This window comes from Burkholderia sp. WP9 (assembly GCF_900104795.1).
Taxonomy (GTDB): domain Bacteria; phylum Pseudomonadota; class Gammaproteobacteria; order Burkholderiales; family Burkholderiaceae; genus Paraburkholderia.
The window spans coordinates 2,552,045-2,573,615 of the sequence record NZ_FNTG01000001.1; the positions used below are offsets into that span (position 1 = coordinate 2,552,045).

The window sequence follows — 21,571 nt, forward strand, 5'->3', positions numbered from 1 at the left end:
TGCACAAGTTGACGCGAATTACGTGGCGTGGAATCTCACCTCGTTTCGCATCCAAGTTTTGTCTTCGTGTCCCTGCGAAAGCTTTGGCGTGGCCAAGGCGGAAACGGGTGCTGCCCTGGGTAAATTCGTGGCGGATATCGGGCATGGTCCCGGCTGAGGACAGAGTCATCATGATGATGCGCAATCGCAGTACCTCCTTCCTGTTTGGAGGCAACGCTCCTTACGTCGAGGAGCAATACGAGGCATACCTTGCCGACCCGAACACAGTGTCGGATGAATGGCGAGGCTATTTCGACGCGTTGCAAGGCGTGCCCGCGGTGGATGGATCAGACGCAGGCGACGTTGCGCACGCACCGGTCGTATCGCGCTTTGTCGAGTTGGCCAGACAGGTGCGGACCGGAGGACGCTCGGAGGACGACGTACTCCGGTTCGCGCAGAAGCAAGTCGCGGTGCAGGCACTGATTTCGGCCTATCGCATGGTCGGCACCCGCAATGCTCATCTCGATCCACTGCGCTGGAGCGCGCCGGCGCCGGTGCGTGATCTGAACCCGGGCTTCTACGATCTGTCCCACGCGGACATGAGCACGAAGTTCAGCATGTCCGGCACTTACTTCTCCGACGAAGACGCGACGCTCGGCGATCTGGTGCAGGCGCTCACAGAAACGTATTGCGGGACGTTGGGCGCCGAGTTCATGCATCTTGCCGATCCCGATCAGCGTGGCTGGTGGCAAATGCGTCTCGAGTCTTCGCGTGCGAAGGCGACCCTGGATACCGGCGACAAGCTGCACATCCTCGAACGGCTGACAGCAGCCGAGGGCCTTGAAAAATACCTCCATGCCCGCTATGTCGGTCAGAAACGCTTTTCGCTCGAGGGTGGCGAGTCGCTCATCGTGCTGCTGGATGAGCTGGTTGCATACGGCGCCACCAAGGGTATCAAAAGCTCGATTCTCGGCATGGCGCACCGTGGGCGACTGAACGTTCTCGTCAATATTGTCGGAAAGCCGCCGGCCGCGTTGTTCGACGAGTTCGACGGAAAAACCGCGCATCTTCTCCCGGCAGGTGACGTCAAATATCACAAGGGCTTTACCGGCCTGCTCCCGACTGCAACCGGGCCGGCGGAAGTCACGCTGGCGTTCAACCCTTCGCACCTCGAAATTGTAAACCCGGTTATTCAAGGGATCGCGCGCGCGCGCGCCGAAGTATTGGGGCAAGGCGCGGCTGCGGTCCTGCCAGTGGAGATTCATGGGGACGCTGCGATTTCAGGGCAAGGTATCGTCATGGAGACGATGAACCTGTCGAATACCAGAGGCTACGGCACCGGCGGCACGATCCATGTGGTGGTGAATAACCAGGTCGGCTTCACCACGTCCGATCCGCGCGATGTCCGCTCGTCGTTCTATTGCACCGACATTGCCAAGATGATCGAGGCGCCGATCCTGCACGTGAACGGCGACGACCCCGAGGCAGTGGTTGCCGCGACGCGCCTCGCGATCGATTTTCGCGCCATGTTCGGGAAGAGCGTCGTTATCGATCTGGTCTGCTTCCGCCGTCATGGTCACCAGGAACAGGACACGCCGAACATCACCCAACCGTTGATGTATCGCTCCATTGCAGGTCATCCGGGTGTCCGCACGCTCTACGCGAAGAAGCTCGTGGACGAACGGGTCGTGACGACGGAAGACGTGGAGAGATATGTCCACGATTACCGTGAGCATCTTGACGCTGCGCAAGCCAACGAAGAGAAGAAGCCGGTTGATACAAAGAGCGAAGAGGTGACCTGGCCGCAGTTGCTCGATGGAAACGTCGACCGCATCTATTACTCGGCTCCGTTGCCAGATCTCGTTCAGAAGCTCGCATTGACGATCACGAGCGTACCTGGGCAATATGCGCTGCATCCGCTCGTTGGGAAAGTGATGAGCGCCCGCCGCAAGATGGCGCAAGGCAAGCGTCCACTAGATTGGGGTATGGCCGAGCATCTCGCTTTCGCTTCCCTGCTTTCCGCCGGAATCGATGTACGTCTGAGTGGGCAGGACAGTGAACGGGGCACGTTCAGCCATCGCCACGCGGTGCTTCACGATCAGAAGCGGTCGATTCGGGGAGAGGGCACCTACGTGCCGCTGGAGAACGTGTCGGATGACCAGGGGCGATTCTCGGTCACCAACTCGGTTCTGTCGGAAGCCGCGGTGCTGGGCTTCGAATACGGATACTCGGTTGTTCGACAAAACGCGCTCGTGATGTGGGAAGCGCAGTTCGGCGACTTCGCGAACGGCGCGCAGGTTGTGATCGACAACTTTCTGTCCGCGGGCGCTGCAAAGTGGGGGCAACACAGTGGTTTGACGATGCTGCTTCCACATGGTCAGGAAGGCGAAGGTCCGGAACACGCGTCCGCCCGACTCGAGCGCTATCTGCAACTGTGTGCCCAGGAAAACATGCGGGTTGTGCAGCCCACGACGCCGGCTCAGATCTTCCATCTGTTGCGTATGCAAGCCGTGCTGCGTGATCGCATTCCGCTCATTGTAATGACGCCGAAGTCGCTTCTGCGCCACCCTGAGGCTGTCAGCAACCTCGAGGATCTCGCGCAAGGCCGATTCAACGAGATTCTTGGCGAGTCGCCTACCCAGGAAGCAGCGTCCAAGGTCGACCGGGTCATCCTGTGCTCGGGCAAGGTCTACTTCGAACTGCTGGAGCGTCGGCGCAAGGCCCAGAAAGACAATATCGCGTTGATTCGCGTTGAACAGTTGTATCCGTTCCCTGGAAAGCGGATCAGTTCGGAACTGGAGCGGTATCCGAATCTGAAGGATGTGGTGTGGTGTCAGGAAGAATCGAAAAACCAGGGTGCGTGGAATTTTGTATTGGAACCGCTGCTGGAGATTGTGAAGGCACCCGCAGCGCTGCGCTATATCGGGCCGGAGGCGACCGCATCGACTGCACCGGGTTACCGGTCGATGCATGCCGCGCGTCAGGAAAAATTCCTGCATGCGGCTATTGAGGAGTAAGGCGACCGTGAAGGCGAATCGGAGACGATGTCGCTGATTCGCCTTCGCTGGCAAGCTCACAGGGGCGCGGATGTGAATTCTCGTGCCCCTGACTTTCGATCACGATGCATCTTCACCGCGTGCCGCCCTCCTCGCTGAGCCCCTCAAAACCGGGTTCGTAATCCGACGGTTCCAACCACCTGGTTTGCAGTCGACGACGCGCCGCCCGATGTATTGATAAACGCAACGTACTGCTTGCCGCTCACATGCTGAAACATCCCTTCCGCGTAGATATCGGTTCGCTTCGAGAGTGAATAGATCAGTTGCGCATTGACCTGATTCCACTTGGGGTCTGCGCCGTAGGTCGTCGTGCGAGTGGCATGACCGTCGGTGTAGACGTAAGCGGCACCCAGCTTCAGCGCCGGCGTCAGTGCGTAGCGGCCGTTGACTTCAAAATTGTCGAAGCGCACCGTGCCACCGGCCGACCCGAATGACTTCGTGCCTTGGTACTGGCTGTGGGAATACACGAAGCCAAGTACGGCCGGGCCAAACCCGTAGTTCAGACCCGCGGCGGCAACACGCTGCACATCCGCGCCGAGCACGAATCCACCGGTGCCGTTGGCTGTCGATTCAGCCGTGTCGATTGCGCCCGATGTGTTGGTGCTATTCGATCCATTGATCTGCAAATAGCTGGCGGCAAAGTTCAACGGTCCGTTGCCGTAACTTGCACCGACACTGTAGGCGCGATTCGAGCTGAAGTCCGTGCTGTTCGAGAACGCGTAAAGCGCTCCGAATTTCAACCCCGCAATGCTGTGGCTATTGAACTTGACGGCGTTGTTGATGCGCACGGAGTAGTCCAGGTTGTCATTGTCGAATGGGTGCGCGAAGCCCGTCTTCCCGAACGTCGACGCCACCTCGGAGAGCGGCGCGACGAAGTCGACACCCGAGTCGTACTGGCGGCCGAGTGTAAGCGTGCCGTACTGAGCCGCATCGATACCGGCGTAAGCCTGCCGCCCGAACAGGCGGTTGTTCTGCCCGAGCTTGCCGTTCTGGATGTTGAAGCCGTTCTCGAGCACGAAGATCGCATGCAGTCCGCCACCGAGATCCTCGTTGCCGCGCAGGCCGAACTGACTACCGTTGATGTTGCCGCTCGTCGCCTGAATGAGAGAGCCTGCGCTTGAGCCTTTCTTGACGTTGTTCGTGTACATGATGCCGGCGTCAATCAGGCCGTAAAGTGTGACTGAATTCTGGGCATGCGCCAGCGGAGCGATCAGGCTGGCCGCGACAGTAGCGCCCAGGAAGAGCTTCTTGGTCAAAGTTGACTCCGGGAAATGGTGACGGTGCGAGTTGTGCCGTCAGAGGGAGTCGATGCTAGAAGTCTGTCCGCTGCAGCGGAACTGATCTCTTGTCATATACAAATCACCGATCGTGTTATTGGTTTTTTGACGACGGCGTCGTGACGACTTTATATAACGGCATCCTAATTACTTTACTGGAACAGGATATGTTGCGAAAACCGTTGACAGGTGGCGCTTTTCGCTTGACCAGCCACTCATCCTCTCTGCACTGCAAAGCGCAAGAAAACAGATTCTCATTAGTCTTCGCGCGAACCGGGTTACTGCGATTCATCTATGCCGCGTAACAGACCCTTCCAGTTTGCGACACGGACTTCACCATTCCGCGATCGACTATGAAGGCTAATGAGCGGCATTCCCGGACAAGGCCGTCGTCCGCATCGACGCGAGCCATGCGTCAGACAGCGCTGTCGGATACCATGAGTTGATAATCGAGTCGCACCTCGCGCCTACTCGTTGCGAGTGCGCTTGAGAAAGCCGGACACTCTGCCGGCAGATCGCTCAACTAGTCCGCGTTTTGGCACGGCGTCGCAGTTTGGGACCGCATTCCCTCGCGTTCCAGCCATGAGCGGAACAGCATGACCAGGTCGTCGGCGGACTTGCCATCCGGAACATAGGTGCAATAGCTCCGCGACGGCAGACGCGGCCCAGCGAAAGGCGCGACAAGCCGGCCAGCTGCAAGATCGTCGGATACCAGCGCAGTCGGCCCCATCGCAATGCCTATCCCGTCGATGGCAGCCTGCAACGTCAGATAGAAATGGTCGAAAGTGAGCGCGGCAGCCGGCCTGAGTTCGGGAAGCTTTGCGCTTGCCAGCCAGTCCGGCCAAAGCCGCGGAAGACTCGACGTGTGCAGCAACGTATGCTGCCGCATATCGTCGGGTATTCGAAGCGGCAGTCGCTGCAATAGCGCCGGACTACAGACCGGGATCCGCTCTTCGGACAGGAATGGCCGCATCGAATAGCCATAGAACGTATCCGGACCACCCCGGATGACGATGTCATAGACATCTTTCAGACTCTCCGCCGACTCGTTCGAGGTCACCACGTTGACCTCCACGTCCGGATGCTCGGAGCGGAACGAGGCCAGTCGCGGCACCAGCCAGCGCAGCGTGAACGTGGCGGGCGCATTCACGGTCAAGGTTCGCGAGAGCGTTTCGGGGAAGCCATATCTCGCCGTTGCTTGCGACAACTGCTCGAACAACGGACCGATTTCCTCCAGGTACGCCCGCGCCGCGGGAGTCAGCGCCACACGCCGGTTGTGCCGTTCGAATAACGGTGCGCCCAGCCACTCCTCGAGCAGACGCACGTGCTGACTTACGGCTCCGTGCGTGACGTGCAATTCGGCTGCCGCTTCCTTGAAGCTGCCGAGCCGCCCTGCAGCTTCGAAGGCACGCAATGCATTGAGTGGAGGCAGAACCCGTTTCATTCACGATAGTTTATCTAACACGACGACCCAATTTATCTCGTTTGTTGACGAACGACAAGATAGATATCCTGCTTGCTGCACGGCCGATTTGAGCGGCGACAGCCATAAACGGTCAGCGAGAACATCGGACGGCCACTTCTTGCCTTTCGCGGCGCGCAATCTCCCGCACCCTTTCGAGTCTGGAGCCCCAATGCTCAGTTATACCGGCGGTCTCGTTCTGGTTGCCGCCCTGCTCCACGCAAGCTGGAATGCGATGCTGCACGGCAACCGGGACCGCTTCCTCTCCATGACGTGGATGAGCATCGCCATCGCGGCGGTCGCCACGCTCGTGGTCCTGTTCACGCCGTCGCCGAGCGGCGCGGCCTGGCCGTATATCGTCGCGTCGGGGCTCTTGCATATCGTCTACAACGCGACCCTCGTGCGGGCGTACCGGCGCAGCGATCTGGCGCAAGCGTATCCGATCGCGCGCGGCTCATCACCGCTGCTCGTCACGCTCGGCGCGGCGCTCTTCGCTCACGAAGCGATCGGCCCCTTGCACGCGCTCGGGATCGTGATGATCTCCGGCGGCATCATCGCAATCGCGCTGCAGGGGGGGCGTGTATCGCGCGCGAGTGCGCTGGCCGCGCTGACAACCGGCGCGACGATCGCGCTCTATACCGTGGTCGACGGCATGGGCGTGCGCTTATCGGACGGCCGCGCACTCGCCTACACCGCGTGGATGTTCCTGTTCTACTGGCTGATGCCCGTGTTGTTCATCGCGATGCGCGGAAGCTCGGCGCTGTGGGCACCGGTTCGGGTGGCGCCGATGGCCGTGGGCTCCTCGCTCGCCGGTGGCCTGGTGTCGATCGCGGCATATGGCATCGTGATCTGGGCGATGCAGTCGGGCGCGATGGGCGCGGTATCGGCGTTGCGCGAGACCAGCGTGGTGTTCGCGGTGCTGATCGGGCGGGTGTTGCTGCGCGAAACAGTCAGCGCACAGCGCTGGCTCGCGTGCGTGATCGTTGCGGCCGGGGCGGTTTGTCTGGGGCTTTGAAGCCGCAAAACTCGAAACACAAAAAAGCGATAATAGGCATCCCGCGGCCTCAGGCGCAAAGAACACCCCAATGATCATCCGCCCGCATCTCCATTGGTTTCGCATGCTGCTCGCCTGGCAGGGCTCAGTCCTGCCGCGATTGCTCCCGCGGCTCTTTCTGATCTTCTGCATTTCGATCGTGGCCGTGGCGGCTCATGACCACTTGCTGCCGATCTCGCTGAATCTCAACACCACCGCGCCGTTCTCCTTGATCGGCATTGCGCTCGCGGTTTTTCTCGGCTTCCGGAACAACGCCAGCTACGACCGCTGGTGGGAAGCTCGCAAGCTTTGGGGACAACTGCTGAACGAGTCGCGCTCGCTCATCCGCCAGGTGCTCACCTTGCCATCCCGGCCGTTGCCGAAAGAAGACGTCCGGGAATTTTTCACCGCGCTCAGCGCCCTTCCCCACGCGCTGCGTCATCAGCTGCGCAACAGCGACCCGCGCGAAGACCTCGCCGCACGACTGCCGCAAGCGCTTTTCGAGCGCGTCATGGCGTCGCGCTACAAGCCGGCCACCTTGATGCTCTACCTTGGCGAATGGGTGCAACGACAGGCTCGCGCAGGCGCGATCGATCCGATGGCGGTCATCGCTTTCGATCGGAATTTGAATGGACTTTCGAATGTGATCGGCGGATGCGAGCGCATCGCTTCGACGCCGCTGCCGTTCGCCTACTCGGTGATGATTCACCGCACGGTGTATTTCTTCTGCGCGTCCTTGCCGTTCGGACTGGTGGACAGCATCGGCATCTTCACGCCCGTGTTCGCGGTGTTCGTGGCGTACACGTTCATGGCGCACGAAGCCATTGCGTCGCAGATCGAAGAGCCTTTCGGCACCGACGACAACGACCTCGCACTTCACATGATGTCGACGGTGATCGAGGACTCCATGCGCGACCTGCTCGGCGAACCGGCTCTCCCGTTGCCGAACCCGGAAGCCGAAGGCTACATACTCAACTGAGCGCGCTTCACCTGAAGCGCGCCGCCCAACGCACGCTCAACTGTTGCCGGCTGTTTCCGACAAGCGCTTGAGCGTCGCCACCCGCGCGCCGATGATATCGATGCGGCCGCGCTCGTCGATCACCGGCGTCGTGGCATTCAGGTACGCGGTCCACGCCTTCTGCGCGCGCGTCAACGTGGGACGCGTGCGCGCCGGCATCTTCGACTGCAAGCGGCGGTAGTAGCGGTTCAGATCGAACATGGCGTGTTCGCACTGCGCGTCCGCACCGCAGGCACGCACCCGGCGCGGCGGATCGCCGCCCCCGTTCGCCTTCGCAACCGCGCTGCGCAGCACAAGCGCGCGGTCGCGTACCGGCTGCAACTGCATATCGGCTTCGGCGAGCACGTACATGGAGCCGTGCGTCGTGGCGAACACCGCCGCCAGCAACTGCTTCTCGGCGTCGCGTGACGCCTGCCAGCTCGCCTGGCTCTTTTCCCACTGCTTACGCTGCGCGGGCGGCAACTTCTGCTGAAGCTGCTGCCATGCATTGTCCAACGCGGTCTTCCAGCCGATGCGCGCGTTGTCCATGCACTGCACCTGCCCCGCCGTCGACGACATGTCGCTGCGCGCGAGGCACGCGCGCATCGACGCATCGATCGGATCGGCGGCGGCGACTTCGGCATGCGCCGGCAACGACGCCGCGCCGAATACCGCCGCCGCGACCAGCGACAGCGCGCAAACCACGCGGCGCGCGGCGCGGGCGCCCGACGGGGACGTCACTTGCCGCATCGTCAGCCGCGCACGCAATCGACGAAGTATTCGATGCGCCCGTTGATCGTTTCGCCGACAAGCCCGTGGATGTCCGTGTGGAAACCCGGGAAGCGCTCGTTGAACTCGCGCGCGAAACGCAGATAGTTGACGATGGTCTTGTTGAAGCGCTCGCCCGGAATCAGCAGCGGAATGCCCGGCGGATACGGCGTCAACAGGATCGACGTGACGCGGCCTTCGAGTTCGTCGATAGGCACACGGTCGATCTCGCGGTGCGCGAGCTTGGCGAACGCATCCGACGGCTTCATGGCCGGTTCCATGCTCGACAGGTACATCTCGGTCGTGAGACGCGCAATGTCGTTCGCGCGGTAGACGCTGTGAATCTGCTCGCACAGATCGCGCAGGCCGACGCGCTCGTACATCGGATGATGCGAGACGAACTCGGGCAGCACGCGCCACAGCGGCTGGTTGTTGTCGTAGTCGTCCTTGAACTGCTGCAGTTCGGTGACCATCGAGTTCCAGCGGCCCTTGGTGATGCCGATCGTGAACATGATGAAGAACGAATACAGCCCGGTCTTCTCGACGATGATGCCGTGCTCGGCCAGATACTTCGTGACGATCGCGGCCGGAATGCCCGACTCGCCGAAGCCGCCGTCCATATCCAGACCCGGCGTGACGATCGTCGCCTTGATCGGGTCGAGCATGTTGAAGCCTTCGGCGAGCGGGCCGAAACCGTGCCACGCGTCGTTCGGGCGCAGCATCCAGTCTTCGCGCGAGCCGATGCCTTCTTCGGCGAATGTCTCCGGGCCCCACACCTTGAAGAACCAGTCGTCGCCGTATTCGGCGTCGACCTTGCTCATCGCGCGGCGGAAATCCAACGCTTCCGCGATCGACTCTTCGACCAGCGCCGTGCCGCCCGGCGCTTCCATCATGGCCGCGGCCACGTCGCACGAGGCGATGATCGCGTACTGCGGGCTGGTGGACGTATGCATCAGATACGCTTCATTGAAACGATGCTTGTCGAAGCGGCTGTTCTTCGAATCCTGCACGACGATCTGCGAAGCCTGCGAAATGCCGGCCAGCAACTTGTGCGTGGAGTGCGTGGCGAACACCAGCGCGCCGATGCGCGGACGGCCCGCGCCGATCGCGTGCATGTCCTGATAGAACTCGTGGAATTCGGCGTGCGGCAGCCAGGCTTCGTCGAAGTGCAGCGTGTCGAGCCAGTCGCCGAGCATTTCCTTGATCATCTCGACGTTGTAGATCACGCCGTCGTACGTGCTTTGCGTGATGGTCAGAATGCGCGGCTTGAGCTCCGGATTCTTCGCGAGGGCTTCGCGGGCGAACGGGTTCGCGAGGATCTTCTTCTTGATGTTTTCCGGCTCGAACTCGCTACGCGGAATCGGTCCGATGATGCCGAAGTTGTTGCGCGTCGGCGTGAGGAACACCGGAATCGCGCCGGTCATGGTGATCGCGTGCAGGATCGACTTGTGGCAGTTGCGGTCAACCAGCACGATGTCGCCCGGCGCGACCGTGCCATGCCAGACGATCTTGTTCGACGTGGACGTGCCGTTGGTCACGAAGAACACGTGGTCAGCGCTGAAGATGCGCGCGGCGTTGCGTTCAGAAGCCGCCACCGGTCCGGTGTGATCGAGCAGCTGGCCGAGTTCGTCGACGGCATTGCACACGTCCGCGCGCAGCATGTTCTCGCCGAAGAACTGGTGGAACATCTGGCCGAGCGGGCTCTTCAGAAACGCGACGCCGCCCGAGTGTCCCGGGCAGTGCCACGAGTAGGAGCCTTCGTCCGCGTACTGCACCAGTTCCTTGAAGAACGGCGGCGCGAGCGAATCCAGATACACCTTCGTTTCGCGGATGATATGGCGCGCGACGAACTCCGGCGTGTCCTCGAACATGTGGATGAAGCCATGCAGTTCGCGCAGGATGTCGTTCGGCAGGTGGCGCGAGGTGCGCGTCTCACCGTACAGGAAGATCGGAATGTCGGCGTTGCGGCGGCGCACTTCGGTCACGAACGCGCGCAGCGCGACGATCGCGGCGGCCAGCTCCGGCGTCTCGCCTTCCACCACCACGTTATCGACGTACGGCAGCAGTTCGTCGTCGTCGATCGAAAGGATGAAGCACGAGGCGCGGCTCGACTGCTGCGCGAACGAGGTCAGATCGCCGTAGCTCGTCAACCCGAGCACTTCCGCGCCTTCTTTCTCGATGGCTTCGGCCAGAGCCCGGATGCCGGAACCCGAGATGTTCTCGGAGCGGAAATCTTCGTCGATGATGACGACGGGAAAACGAAACTTCATGGGCGATTCTCCAAAAAGAACGACCGCTGCATTGTGTCAATTGCAGCGGTCACCCGGTATGGCTGGTGGTTCAGTACGCTGCGGACGTCACGTTCTCGGCAACGTGACGCCGTGCTGGCCTTGGTATTTGCCGCCGCGATCCGCGTACGACGTTTCACAAATCTCGTCGCTTTCGAAAAACAGCACTTGAGCGACGCCTTCGTTCGCGTAGATTTTCGCAGGCAAAGGTGTCGTATTCGAGAATTCGAGCGTGACGTGCCCTTCCCATTCCGGCTCGAACGGCGTCACGTTGACGATGATCCCGCAACGCGCATACGTGGACTTGCCCAGACACACGGTCAGGACGCTGCGCGGAATGCGGAAATACTCGACCGTGCGCGCGAGCGCGAACGAATTCGGCGGGATGATGCAGACATCGCCCTTGAAGTCGACGAACGACTTCTCGTCGAAATTCTTCGGATCGACAATGGTCGAGTTGATGTTCGTGAAGATCTTGAATTCGTCGGCGCAGCGGATGTCGTAGCCGTAGCTCGACGTGCCGTAGCTGACAATCTTCCGGCCGTCTTCGGAGACGCGAACCTGATCGGGCGCAAACGGCTCGATCATCTTGTGCGACTCGGCCATGCGCCGGATCCACTTGTCGGATTTGATAGTCATAGGTGAACGCTGCTCGACGTGAATGACAGGGGTGTGACGGATAACAACCCGGTAAGTCCCGGGTCACTTGAGGCTAACTGCGTGCGCGCCCGCACTGCGCTCACTGGCGGGTGCGGGCCCTGACGGCATGCCGTTCAGACGCGCTACGCTCCCGGCTGAATGCCGTGGCAGCGTGGCCAGGGCGGGCACTCCGGCCGGGCAGCCGAACGAAAGGCGCTTATTTTACGCGATAGTGAGAATGCTGCTGCGGGTGGGGCCGGGAACGCTTTCTGGGCCTGTCTCGAGACCGCCTTGCCGAGCGCTCGCGAGGCGCGCCGCCCGCGACTGTGCGGCGCGTTCGCGGTTCATTCGCGGCTGATCTGGCGACTCATTGACGAATCAATCCGCAAGCGAGCGCGGGGCCCGCGCCATGCTGCGGGTAGGCGTACGGATCGGTCGCGTCGTGATGGAGCAGAACCGCGCGCTGCAGCACCGAGCGGATGCCGTCCAGAGAGACGTCCGGCGCGACGATGAAGCCCGTGGCCACACCGTTCGCGTCCGCGTGAATGTTGCCGAGATCGCCTTCGACCCGCGCGCCGGTTTTCAGACGCTCGGCGGCCGGCGAGAACACCTGGCCCGCACTGGAGCCGTCCGCGGCATTGCAGTCGCCGCGTTCGTGCACTTGCAATGCGTGGTCGCTATTGGGCGGCATGCCCGCGAGATTGTAGGTCACCTGCACGCCGTCCGAGCGCTCGATGAACGTGACGAGGCCGCGCGCCTGATTGCCCACGGTGGGCAGCAGCTGCGCGTCGGCGCGTTTTTCCTGTGGTCTCAGGAACGCGCTGCAGCCGCATAACAGCACACTGGTGGCAGCCAGGACGATGAACGCATGCACCGCCTGCCCGTCGATTCGTTTTCCCATGCGATCCTCTTGCCGGCCTGGTGGCCGCCCCTGCGGCCGCCGAGCCGAACTCGTGAAGTCGACATGATACCGCGAGACCAGGCGCAAACAGACGCCTTGGGCCCGTGTCCGAAGAGCTGTCAAGAGCGCCCCGGCGTTTTCTCAGGTGTTCTGCACGACGATGTTGGGAAACTTCGACGTCATGTCGCGCGCGCGCTCGGCGATATGGATCGCCACCTTGCGCGCGATCGACCGGTAGATCTCCGCGATACGGCCCTGCGGGTCCGCCACCACGGTCGGTTTGCCGGAGTCGGCCTGCTCGCGGATCGCGATGTCGAGCGGCAGGCTGCCGAGCACGTCGACGCCGTATTCCTTGCCCATGCGCTCGCCGCCGCCGGCGCCGAAGATATGCTCTTCGTGGCCGCAGTTCGAGCAGATATGCATGCCCATGTTCTCGACAATGCCGAGAATCGGAATGCCGACCTTTTCGAACATCTTGAGGCCCTTCTTCGCGTCGAGCAGCGCGATATCCTGCGGCGTCGTGACGATCACGGCGCCCGTCACCGGCACGCGTTGCGAGAGGGTCAGCTGGATATCGCCGGTGCCCGGCGGCATGTCGACGATCAGATAGTCGAGATCGTGCCAGTTGGTCTGCCGCAGCAGCTGTTCCAGCGCGGAAGTGGCCATCGGGCCGCGCCACACCATCGGGTTGTCCTGCTCGATCAGGAAGCCGATCGAGTTGGCCTGCAAGCCGTGGCCGGTCATCGGGTTCATCGACTTTTCGTCGGGCGACTCCGGGCGGCCGACGATGCCAAGCATCATGGGCAACGACGGGCCGTAGATGTCCGCGTCGAGAATGCCGACGGATGCACCTTCGCTCGCCAGCGCCAAAGCCAGGTTCACGGCGGTGGTGCTCTTGCCCACACCGCCCTTGCCCGACGCCACCGCGACGATATTCTTGACGTTCGGCAACAGTTTCACGCCGCGCTGCACGGTATGCGCCGCGATCTGCTGCGACACCTGCACCTGCACGTCGGCCACACCGGGCACGGCGCGCAGCGCTTCGGCGAACTGCGCTCGGATAGCGTCGAACTGACGCATGGCCGGATAGCCGAGTACCACCTCGACGCTAACCGTGTCACCCTGCACGGCGACGTTCTTGACGTTCCTGGCCGCCGCGTACGGCCGGCCGGTGTTGGGGTCAGCGACGGCTGCGAGGGCAGCGTCGACCAAAGCCCGATCGATACTCATTGACACTCCGTGGGGAACACCTGCGGCGCAGCGGAATCGAAGTCTCGGCCACGCGCCGGAATTTGAAAGAAATTGTTAGACAGCATTGCGAAAACCCGGTGCGCCGGGCACCCTTCGGGCAGGCGGAACGCAATGGGGCCGCATCGCTGCGTGCTTCAGCCACCATTGTAGTGGCTGGCGCCACGCCTTGCCGGAAGACCCTTCTTCACTGTCGGACCGAGGCTGAATCAGGTGTAGGACTTCTCCTATTATCGAGCCGACGGCTTTACTGCCGTCATGTTCGCCGTATAGATTGGTCGCTTGTCGCCGCCTTTTTTGCCTGACTCGCTTTACTCAAGAGGATTTAAAAATGAATGCAAAAATCATGACTCGCCTGGCTGTCTTTGCCGTTGCCGGTTCATTGCTGGCAGGTTGCGCCACCCAACAGGGCACCAATACGGCGGTAGGTACGGGGGTGGGCGCCGGTACTGGTGCGGCGCTGGGCGCCATCTTCGGCGGCGGCAAGGGCGCGGCGATCGGCGCGGGTGTCGGCGCGGCGGTGGGCGGCATTACCGGCTACAACTGGCAAGCCATTCACAACAAGCTGTCGGGCGCCACCAAGGGCACCGGCACGCAGATCACCGAACAACCGGACGGCTCGCTCAAGCTGAACATTCCGAGCTCGGTGACGTTCGACACCAACAGCTACGCAGTCAAGCCATCGTTCGCGCCGGTGCTGGACCAACTGTCGCAAACCATGCAGCAAAATCCGGAACTGATCGCTCAGGTGGTCGGCCACACGGATAGCACGGGCCAGCCGGCCTACAATCAGACGCTGTCGGTCAACCGCGCCGAAAGCGTGACGGGCTACCTGGGCCAGCGCGGCGTCGCGCCGCAGCGCCTGTCGGCACAAGGCATGGGCCAAACCCAGCCGATCGCCGACAACAACACCGAAGCCGGCCGTGCCGCAAACCGCCGCGTGGAAATCTATCTGCGCGCCACGGCCCAGCACGCCACGCAATAAGCACAGAACTTGGGGAGATTGAGGAAACCGCTCGCCGGAGCTGCACCGTCGGCGAGCGCTCTGCTTGAGAAAGCCGTGGAAGGCGGGAGAAAGGAATCTCGCACGAGAACGAAAAAAATTTCGAACTCTGCGGAAAATCCGCTGTCTGTCTTTACGGTACGTGGCTGGCGATGCCGCCGCGTCACCATTCTCCTCTTGTCGTTGTTGCTCCGGGGTTAATAGCCCCGGTTTTTTTTGGGCGCTCGGTTTACGCACGGTGGTAGTCCTCCCGGGCACATACCGTCCTGGCCGGCAACGACTCAGGCCGCGCCCCACCCGGCCCGCCCCGCGCCGGGTGCCTCCCCTGCTAGAATCAACCCTTCGTCCCACCGCAGGCTCCCATCATCCTTATGTCAGCACCCGCAACCGATCTCTCCGTAGGCGCGCCCTCAGGCCGCCGCCAGATTCTCGTCACGTCGGCCCTTCCGTATGCGAACGGGCAAATCCATATTGGCCATCTGGTCGAATATATCCAGACGGACATCTGGGTCCGGACGTTGCGAATGCACGGGCACGAGGTCTACTACGTTGGCGCCGACGACACGCACGGCACGCCGGTCATGCTGCGCGCGGAGAAAGAGGGTCTCACGCCGAAGCAGTTGATCGACCGCGTCTGGCAGGAACATAAGCGCGATTTCGACAGCTTCGGGATTTCGTTCGACAATTACTATTCGACCGACTCCGAAGAGAACCGCGTTCTCAGCGAAAACGTCTATCTGGCGCTCAAGGAAGCCGGCCTGATCGACGCGCGCGACATCGAACAGGCGTATGACCCGGTCAAGGAAATGTTCCTGCCGGATCGCTTCATCAAGGGCGAATGCCCGAAGTGCGGCGCGAAAGACCAGTACGGCGACAGCTGCGAAGTATGCGGTTCGACTTATCTGCCCACCGAACTGATCAATCCGTACTCGGTCGTTTCGGGCGCCACGCCGATTCGCAAGACCTCGACGCACTACTTTTTCCGTCTCTCCGATCCGCGTTGCGAGAATTTCCTGCGCGCGTGGGTGGGCGGTCTGGCACAGCCGGAAGCCACCAACAAGATGCGCGAGTGGCTCGGCGACGCCGGCGAAGCCAAGCTTGCCGACTGGGACATCTCGCGCGACGCGCCGTATTTCGGTTTCGAAATTCCGGGCGCGCCGGGCAAGTATTTCTACGTGTGGCTGGACGCGCCGGTCGGCTATTACGCGAGCTTCAAGAACCTCGCCGAAAAGCGCGGTCTGGATTTCGACGCGTGGGTCCGCAAGGGTTCGAAGGCCGAGCAGTATCACTTCATCGGCAAGGACATTCTGTATTTCCACACGCTGTTCTGGCCGGCCATGCTCGAGTTTTCGGGCCACCGCACGCCGACCAACGTGTTCGCACACGGCTTCCTGACCGTGGACGGCGCGAAGATGTCGAAATCGCGCGGCACCTTCATCACCGCGCAAAGCGTGATCGAAACGGGCCTGAATCCGGAATGGCTGCGCTACTACTTCGCGGCCAAGCTGAACAGCACGATGGAAGACCTCGACCTGAACCTCGACGACTTCCAGGCGCGCGTGAACAGCGATCTGGTCGGCAAGTACGTGAACATCGCGAGCCGCGCCGCCGGGTTCCTGATCAAGCGCTTCGACGGCCGCGTGCAGGACAGCGCGATGCAGCATCCGCTGCTCGCCTCGTTGCGCGCCGCCGTGCCGCAAATCGCCGCGAACTACGAAGCCCGCGAGTACAACCGCGCGCTGCGTCAGACCATGGAACTGGCCGACGCCGTGAATGCGTACGTCGACACGGCCAAGCCGTGGGATCAGGCCAAAGACCCGGCGAACGGCGTCGCGCTGCACGAAACGTGCACCGTGAGCATTGAAGCCTTCCGCCTGTTGTCGCTGGCGCTCAAGCCGGTGCTGCCGAAGCTCGCCGAAGCGGTCGAAGGCTTCCTCGGCATCGAGCCGCTGGTGTGGGCGGACGCCAACGTGCCGCTCAGTTCCACCCGGCCGATCAACGCGTACAAGCATCTGATGACGCGCGTCGATCCGAAGCAGATCGAAGCGCTGATCGCGGCCAATCGTGACTCGCTGCAAGCTACGCCGGCAGCCGCCGCGCCGGCCGACGCCAAGTCCAAATCGAAGGCAGCCAAAGCGGCCGCGGCTAACGACGAAACGCCCGGCATCATCTCGATCGACGACTTCGCGAAGATCGATTTGCGGATTGCGAAGATCGTCGACTGCAAGGCGGTGGAAGGGTCGGACAAACTGCTGCAACTCACGCTCGACGTCGGCGAGGAGAAAACCCGCAACGTGTTTTCGGGCATCAAGTCCGCGTATCAGCCGGAGCAACTGGTCGGCAAGCTGACGGTGATGGTGGCCAACCTCGCGCCGCGCAAGATGAAGTTCGGCATGTCCGAAGGCATGGTGCTGGCCGCCTCCGCGACCGATGAGAAAGCCGAACCGGGCCTCTACGTGCTCGAACCGGATAGCGGCGCAAAGCCGGGCATGCGCGTGAAGTAAAGCGCGCGGCGGCTCACGCCGCAGGCACGAATGAAAACGGCACGCTCCAAAGGGCGTGCCGTTTTTTTTTGCCTGGGCGCGGCGGTTCAAGTCCGCATTACGCGCTTCACCAACGGATCCGGTCGAAGCGACGCGTATAGAGCAGATCGACGCCGTCGAACGTGCCGCCGTAAGCCGCGACCGACCAGTAGCGCGTGAGGTTGACCGTCGCCTTGATCGCATTGCTCGCCGATTGCAGCCCCTGTTCGTAGCCGATCACGAGCCACTCGTTGATCGCCTTCGACACCATCACGACTTGCGGATCGGTCAGTCCGACTTCGCTTCGGCCGATCGAAAACTCGTCCAGCCCGAAGGTCTGCGCAATCCGCTTGCCGCTCGCGCTGCCGAGCAACGCGAGCGCCGTGGTCATGGTGCTCTGCTGACCCAGGTTGTTGCCCTGATCCGTGCCGTGACCGAATAGCAGCCACGAGAGCTTTTCGTTGTCCGGCACGCTCGGCTCCGACACCAGCTTCGCGGTCGGGAACTGAACCGTGCCCGTGACCTGCACGCCCGCCTCGACCTGCTGATTGCGGCGCATGGCGAGGATGTTGATGCCGGGATTGGCCACCGGACCGTTGAACGTGAAAAAGCCGTTCTCGATGTTGAGCTTGCGGCCGAACGCGGTGTAGGTCGAACCCGGCGTGACACGCACGTTCCCCACCGCGCGCAGCGGCAGATTCGGCGCGCTCATGGCGGTGATCGTGCCGCTCAGGCCCAGATCGGCGCCCTGCCCGCGGAAACGGAAGCTGTTGCCGAGGTTGATGTCGATATTGGCGCGCGGCGCGAACGGGCCGATCGGCTTGTTGGTGCCCGCCACGGGCCGTGTCCGTTCGCCCGCCACCGACCCGTCGGGACGCACCACCACCACGTCGTCGCCGAGCTTCGGCGCGGACTGCTCCGGCATATCGAACAACGCGTGATCGACCATGAATTTGCCGTTGATCTCCATACCGCCCAGCGTCCCGCCATTCGCTACGCTCGCGCTGCCCGACAGCGACAGATTACGATCCGGCGCCGCGAACAGTTCGAGCTTGTCCGCAACAATGCTCGCAGTCAGGTCCGGCTCGGCGCCGTCCAGACGCACGCGGCCCGTTGCGCGCAGCGTGCCGCTCGCGCCATGAAATTCGACCTGCTGGAAGTCGACCAGATTGTGCGACAACGCGATGCGCACCACGCCGTCCTTCAACTGCACGCCCTGGTCGACCATCGTCGCGGAAAGGCCCTCGCCGAGCAGCGAGCCGGTCAGGTTCGGTTTGGCGACGGTGCCGCCGAGCGCGAGTTTGAGCGCGAGGTGCCCGTCGAGCAGATAGCTCGGACCGAACAGGCCGCCGGTCGTTTTCAGCGACGGCACATTGGCATTCACATTGCCGGTCAGCGCGCCCTCTTCGCTGACGGTCAGGAAGCCGTCGCGCATGACCAGCGTGGTGTGCGCATCCGCGTCGATCACGCCGATGCGGCTCGCCTGCGCGTGCACGGTGGCGTTGAGGCGATTGCCGCCGCTGAACTCGGCGCGCGCGGTGATATCCGTGATACCCAGCGAAGCGAGACCCCGGCCGATTTCGACTGTGACGTCGCCGCTGCGGCGCTTCAGCTGGATATGGCCGCTCGCCGTGCTGCCGAGCGCGAAGTCCCAGTCGCCGTCGAACACCAGATCGGTTTTGACGACGGGCGGCTCACCGGTGATCTCGCGCCGCAGATCCTGCAACCTCACGGCCGAAATGCCCGTCAGGCTGCCCGTCGACTGAATCTTCCCATGGTCGAAGGCGAAGGTTTTCAGGCTCAGTACCGCGCCTTCGAGCGTGAGCCTCGTTGCACCGAGCGTCAGGTGGCTTGGCCCGGCGCTGACGGCGAGCGGCGACTCCAGATTCAGCGAAGGCGTGCCGCGATTCTGCAGGCGGGTGACGGTGCCGTCCCAGCGCGTGCCGTCGCGCGCTTCGGTCAGCTTGCCGTTGGCGGCGAGCGTGAGATCGAGCGGACGGTCCTGCAGCTTGCCGGTGGCCGCGGCCTCGAGCGTGTGATTCGCGCGCGTGCCGGACAAACGCGCCGTGAGCGTGCTCAGATCGACGCCGCCCGCGCTGAGATTGCGCGCGTCGGTGGTGAAGACGAGCGCGCCGTTCGCGCCGTCGCGCAATTCAGCGTGCCCTTCCGCATGACCGACGCGGTTGCTGCTGAACACCACGCTGTCCGCCTTGTAGTTCAGCACCACATTCGGATGCGCGAACGAGCCGGTGATGTCGCCATCGGCAGCGACGAGTCCCGCGAGGCCGAAGCCGAGGCGCTCCAGTTCCGGCGCATCGACGCGAAACTTCAGCCGGTCGCCGCGCGCGCCGAAGCTGCCTTGCAGATCCACCTGGTTGCCCGCCACCGAGAGGTTCGCGCGGCTCGGCAGAATGCGCGAGCCCGCCAGTTGAATCGTGCCGCCGCCGGTTAGCGGCAGGCCGTCGTACACACTCGGGCCGAGCTTGAAGTCGGCCTTGGTCGTGAAGACCGGCCCGAGCATGCCGGCCGCGGTGAGCGTGCCGTTCACGCGCGCCTCGATCTTGCGGGCAGGTGGCGCGCCGCGTTTCGGCGCCGGCGTTTTGCGCTGGACCACTTCCGTTTTGACCGCCGCCTTCGCGGTGTTTTTCACGGCGGCGGCGGCTTTGTCAGCGGGCGCGGCGCTTTTCGCGCCGGCGGTGCTGCCGGCTTGCGCCGCGGCCTCCGCGCTTGCGCTCTTTTTCGCACTGCTCGCCGCCGGCGCCGGGCCGGCCACCGGCGTGCGCGCCGGCATCTGCGAAGCCAGCGTCAACGGATCGAAATCGGTCAGTTGCGCTTTCACGTTGTAGGTGGAATTCGCGTCGTGCTTGAGCGCGCCGGATAGATCGATGCGGCCTTTGCCCGACGTGATGCGCACGTTGTTGAAGCTCATGCGGGCTGGATCGAAGGTGATCTTGCCCTGGGCACGTAGCGCCGCTTTCGGGTCGGCCAGGTCGAGCGTGAGACTTTGCACGTCGTCGTTCAGGCGGATGCCGATGGGACCGGAAAGCTGCGTGGGCCGCACCGTCGCTTGCAGTGCGTTCAGGTCGAGCCCGGCGACCCGCAGATCGAACTGTCCGCGCTTGCCGCTCAGCGCGCCGCCGCCGGTGAGCGTGGCGCTCTTCACGAGGCGCACGTTCAGGTTCGAGATACGCTGCGTCTGGGCGTCGAGTCGCACGTCCGCGTTGGCGTCGATCAGCGGCAGCAGGTTCTGGTCGATCGCGCCGGGTTTGGCGTTGACGATCGAAACATGCCCGGCAACCGCGAACCCGGCGGTGCTTTTGCCGGACGCGTGAGACTGAGCGCCGTGTTTGCCGCTTGCGGCAGCGGGAGGCTGTGCCGTGCTGGCCGCACCCGCCTCGCTCTTCCCCGCCACGTCGGCACCCTGCCCGACCGGCTGCAATTCCGCCCGCACGGCCAGATCGGCCTGCGGGGCGCCGGGCGCAAAGGCCTGCGGGTTGATGTGATCGAAAGTCAGCGTGGCGCGCTGTAAAGGCACGTCGCCGAAAGGCTCGGCCTCGACCCTCGCGTGACCCGCGAGCTTCATGCCGCTCGCATCGAGTTCAGCGATGAGATTTTCCAGCGAGCCGCTCAGATGGCCGCCCACCTGCACCGCCTCGTTGTTGACCTTGCCCGAATAGCCGACGTCCCCGCTCAGCGGAAACGGCCGCACGCCGTCGAGTCTGGCCGCCGCCGTCACCGCGCCGAACGGCGTATCCAGCCGCTCGATCGCGGCCTCGTGATGGCGCCCGTCGCTGCGGCCATGGAACACGAAGCGCGACAACTCGGTTGTCGACGCGCCCTGATGCAGCAGCAGTTTGTCGAGCTGGACATCGCGGACGTCGAGCTGCATGGGCAAGCGCAAGTCTTGCGGCAGCTTCATCGGCCCGCTGCTCGACGACGATGCGCCGATGCGCGCGTCCACCGTGCCGACATGCAGATACTCGATGGTGAACCGCCACGGTTCGCGCGTGAGTGCCCAGCGGCCCGCCACGCGGTCGATCTGGATATCGGTGCCGCTGCCGTCGAGGCTGCGCCAGCGCACCTGGCGCAATTGCAGGCCGTTGGCGAGCGCACCGCTTTCGAGCGTGCCGCTCAGCTTGCCGCCCAGCAGCTTCACCGCCGCCTGCCATGCATAGGCGGTGCCGCGCTCGGTCGTCAGCGCGCCGTACAGCAAACCCACCGCCAACGCCAGCAACAGCACCACCACGGCCACCGTCCACGCGAATGTTTTCAGCAGCAGCCGGCCGAGCCTGCGCCTCCTCGGCGGCTCGGGTGGCGGCTGCTGTCCGGGCGGCTCTCCTGGTGGAGCGCCGGGCGGCTGCGCGGGAGGTTGGGCGGAAACGTCCGTGGTCATGCGGG

At 63.1% G+C, this 21,571-nt stretch carries 13 protein-coding genes; 5 read left to right on the plus strand and 8 right to left on the minus strand.

Annotation, left to right across the window (positions count from 1 at the left end; translation table 11 throughout):
* Nucleotides 1-170 precede the first annotated feature (170 nt).
* Nucleotides 171-2,996: a 2-oxoglutarate dehydrogenase E1 component gene (locus BLW71_RS11350; RefSeq protein WP_091796411.1), complete on the plus strand. Its 2,826-nt coding sequence runs from the start codon at nucleotides 171-173 to the stop codon at nucleotides 2,994-2,996.
* 143 nt (nucleotides 2,997-3,139) lie between these two features.
* On the opposite strand, the gene BLW71_RS11355 is transcribed toward BLW71_RS11350, so the two are convergent.
* Both BLW71_RS11355 and gcvA read right to left on the minus strand, forming a co-directional pair.
* The gene (locus BLW71_RS11355) at nucleotides 3,140-4,291 is read right to left on the minus strand and encodes a porin (protein ID WP_091796413.1); all 1,152 of its coding nucleotides are present in this window, start codon (nucleotides 4,289-4,291) and stop codon (nucleotides 3,140-3,142) included.
* 544 nt (nucleotides 4,292-4,835) lie between these two features.
* Entirely contained in the window at nucleotides 4,836-5,756 is a 921-nt protein-coding gene (gene gcvA, locus BLW71_RS11360; RefSeq protein ID WP_091796415.1) for a transcriptional regulator GcvA, read from the minus strand.
* Nucleotides 5,757-5,946: 190 nt separating this feature from the next.
* On the opposite strand from gcvA, the gene BLW71_RS11365 reads away from it, so the two are divergent.
* Nucleotides 5,947-6,789 (plus strand): EamA family transporter, encoded by an 843-nt coding sequence (locus BLW71_RS11365; RefSeq protein ID WP_091796417.1) that lies wholly within the window; start codon nucleotides 5,947-5,949, stop codon nucleotides 6,787-6,789.
* Nucleotides 6,790-6,859: 70 nt separating this feature from the next.
* Nucleotides 6,860-7,786 carry a bestrophin family protein gene (locus BLW71_RS11370; RefSeq protein ID WP_091796419.1) on the plus strand — a complete coding sequence of 309 codons (927 nt, stop codon included), beginning with the start codon at nucleotides 6,860-6,862 and terminating at the stop codon, nucleotides 7,784-7,786.
* A 36-nt stretch (nucleotides 7,787-7,822) separates the two neighbouring features.
* Here the strand turns inward: BLW71_RS11370 and BLW71_RS11375 are convergent, their stop codons facing one another.
* The 5 genes from BLW71_RS11375 to apbC form a co-directional block, all read right to left on the minus strand.
* Complete coding sequence (locus BLW71_RS11375) at nucleotides 7,823-8,554, minus strand: lysozyme inhibitor LprI family protein (RefSeq protein ID WP_091800722.1); 732 nt, start codon at nucleotides 8,552-8,554, stop codon at nucleotides 7,823-7,825.
* Between the two features lie 2 nt (nucleotides 8,555-8,556).
* Entirely contained in the window at nucleotides 8,557-10,842 is a 2,286-nt protein-coding gene (locus BLW71_RS11380) for an arginine/lysine/ornithine decarboxylase (protein WP_091796420.1), read from the minus strand.
* An 87-nt stretch (nucleotides 10,843-10,929) separates the two neighbouring features.
* The gene (dcd, locus tag BLW71_RS11385; RefSeq protein WP_007175915.1) at nucleotides 10,930-11,499 is read right to left on the minus strand and encodes a dCTP deaminase; all 570 of its coding nucleotides are present in this window, start codon (nucleotides 11,497-11,499) and stop codon (nucleotides 10,930-10,932) included.
* Between the two features lie 367 nt (nucleotides 11,500-11,866).
* The gene (locus BLW71_RS11390) at nucleotides 11,867-12,400 is read right to left on the minus strand and encodes a superoxide dismutase family protein (protein WP_007175917.1); all 534 of its coding nucleotides are present in this window, start codon (nucleotides 12,398-12,400) and stop codon (nucleotides 11,867-11,869) included.
* 141 nt (nucleotides 12,401-12,541) lie between these two features.
* On the minus strand, nucleotides 12,542-13,630 hold the full coding sequence (gene apbC, locus BLW71_RS11395; protein ID WP_091796421.1) for an iron-sulfur cluster carrier protein ApbC: 1,089 nt from the start codon (nucleotides 13,628-13,630) through the stop codon (nucleotides 12,542-12,544).
* Nucleotides 13,631-13,979: 349 nt separating this feature from the next.
* Between apbC and BLW71_RS11400 the strand changes: the two genes are divergently transcribed.
* Together BLW71_RS11400 and metG are read left to right on the plus strand one after the other, a co-directional pair.
* Nucleotides 13,980-14,633: a YiaD family glycine zipper/OmpA-like lipoprotein gene (locus BLW71_RS11400; RefSeq protein ID WP_091796422.1), complete on the plus strand. Its 654-nt coding sequence runs from the start codon at nucleotides 13,980-13,982 to the stop codon at nucleotides 14,631-14,633.
* Between the two features lie 389 nt (nucleotides 14,634-15,022).
* A complete protein-coding gene (metG, locus tag BLW71_RS11405; protein ID WP_091796423.1) occupies nucleotides 15,023-17,155 on the plus strand; it encodes a methionine--tRNA ligase in 2,133 nt (710 codons plus the stop codon).
* Between the two features lie 106 nt (nucleotides 17,156-17,261).
* On the opposite strand, the gene BLW71_RS11410 is transcribed toward metG, so the two are convergent.
* Complete coding sequence (locus BLW71_RS11410; protein WP_091796424.1) at nucleotides 17,262-21,566, minus strand: translocation/assembly module TamB domain-containing protein; 4,305 nt, start codon at nucleotides 21,564-21,566, stop codon at nucleotides 17,262-17,264.
* Nucleotides 21,567-21,571: the final 5 nt, after the last annotated feature.

Bases quoted from the DNA above. Each gene is read 5' to 3' on its own strand.
- BLW71_RS11370 (WP_091796419.1), top strand. From the start codon at position 6,860: ATGATCATCCGCCCGCATCTCCATTGGTTTCGCATGCTGCTCGCCTGG.
- BLW71_RS11350 (WP_091796411.1), top strand. From the start codon at position 171: ATGATGATGCGCAATCGCAGTACCTCCTTCCTGTTTGGAGGCAACGCT.
- dcd (WP_007175915.1), bottom strand. From the start codon at position 11,499: ATGACTATCAAATCCGACAAGTGGATCCGGCGCATGGCCGAGTCGCAC.
- apbC (WP_091796421.1), bottom strand. From the start codon at position 13,630: ATGAGTATCGATCGGGCTTTGGTCGACGCTGCCCTCGCAGCCGTCGCT.
- BLW71_RS11410 (WP_091796424.1), bottom strand. From the start codon at position 21,566: ATGACCACGGACGTTTCCGCCCAACCTCCCGCGCAGCCGCCCGGCGCT.
- gcvA (WP_091796415.1), bottom strand. From the start codon at position 5,756: ATGAAACGGGTTCTGCCTCCACTCAATGCATTGCGTGCCTTCGAAGCT.
- BLW71_RS11375 (WP_091800722.1), bottom strand. From the start codon at position 8,554: ATGCGGCAAGTGACGTCCCCGTCGGGCGCCCGCGCCGCGCGCCGCGTG.
- metG (WP_091796423.1), top strand. From the start codon at position 15,023: ATGTCAGCACCCGCAACCGATCTCTCCGTAGGCGCGCCCTCAGGCCGC.
- BLW71_RS11400 (WP_091796422.1), top strand. From the start codon at position 13,980: ATGAATGCAAAAATCATGACTCGCCTGGCTGTCTTTGCCGTTGCCGGT.
- BLW71_RS11365 (WP_091796417.1), top strand. From the start codon at position 5,947: ATGCTCAGTTATACCGGCGGTCTCGTTCTGGTTGCCGCCCTGCTCCAC.
- BLW71_RS11380 (WP_091796420.1), bottom strand. From the start codon at position 10,842: ATGAAGTTTCGTTTTCCCGTCGTCATCATCGACGAAGATTTCCGCTCC.
- BLW71_RS11390 (WP_007175917.1), bottom strand. From the start codon at position 12,400: ATGGGAAAACGAATCGACGGGCAGGCGGTGCATGCGTTCATCGTCCTG.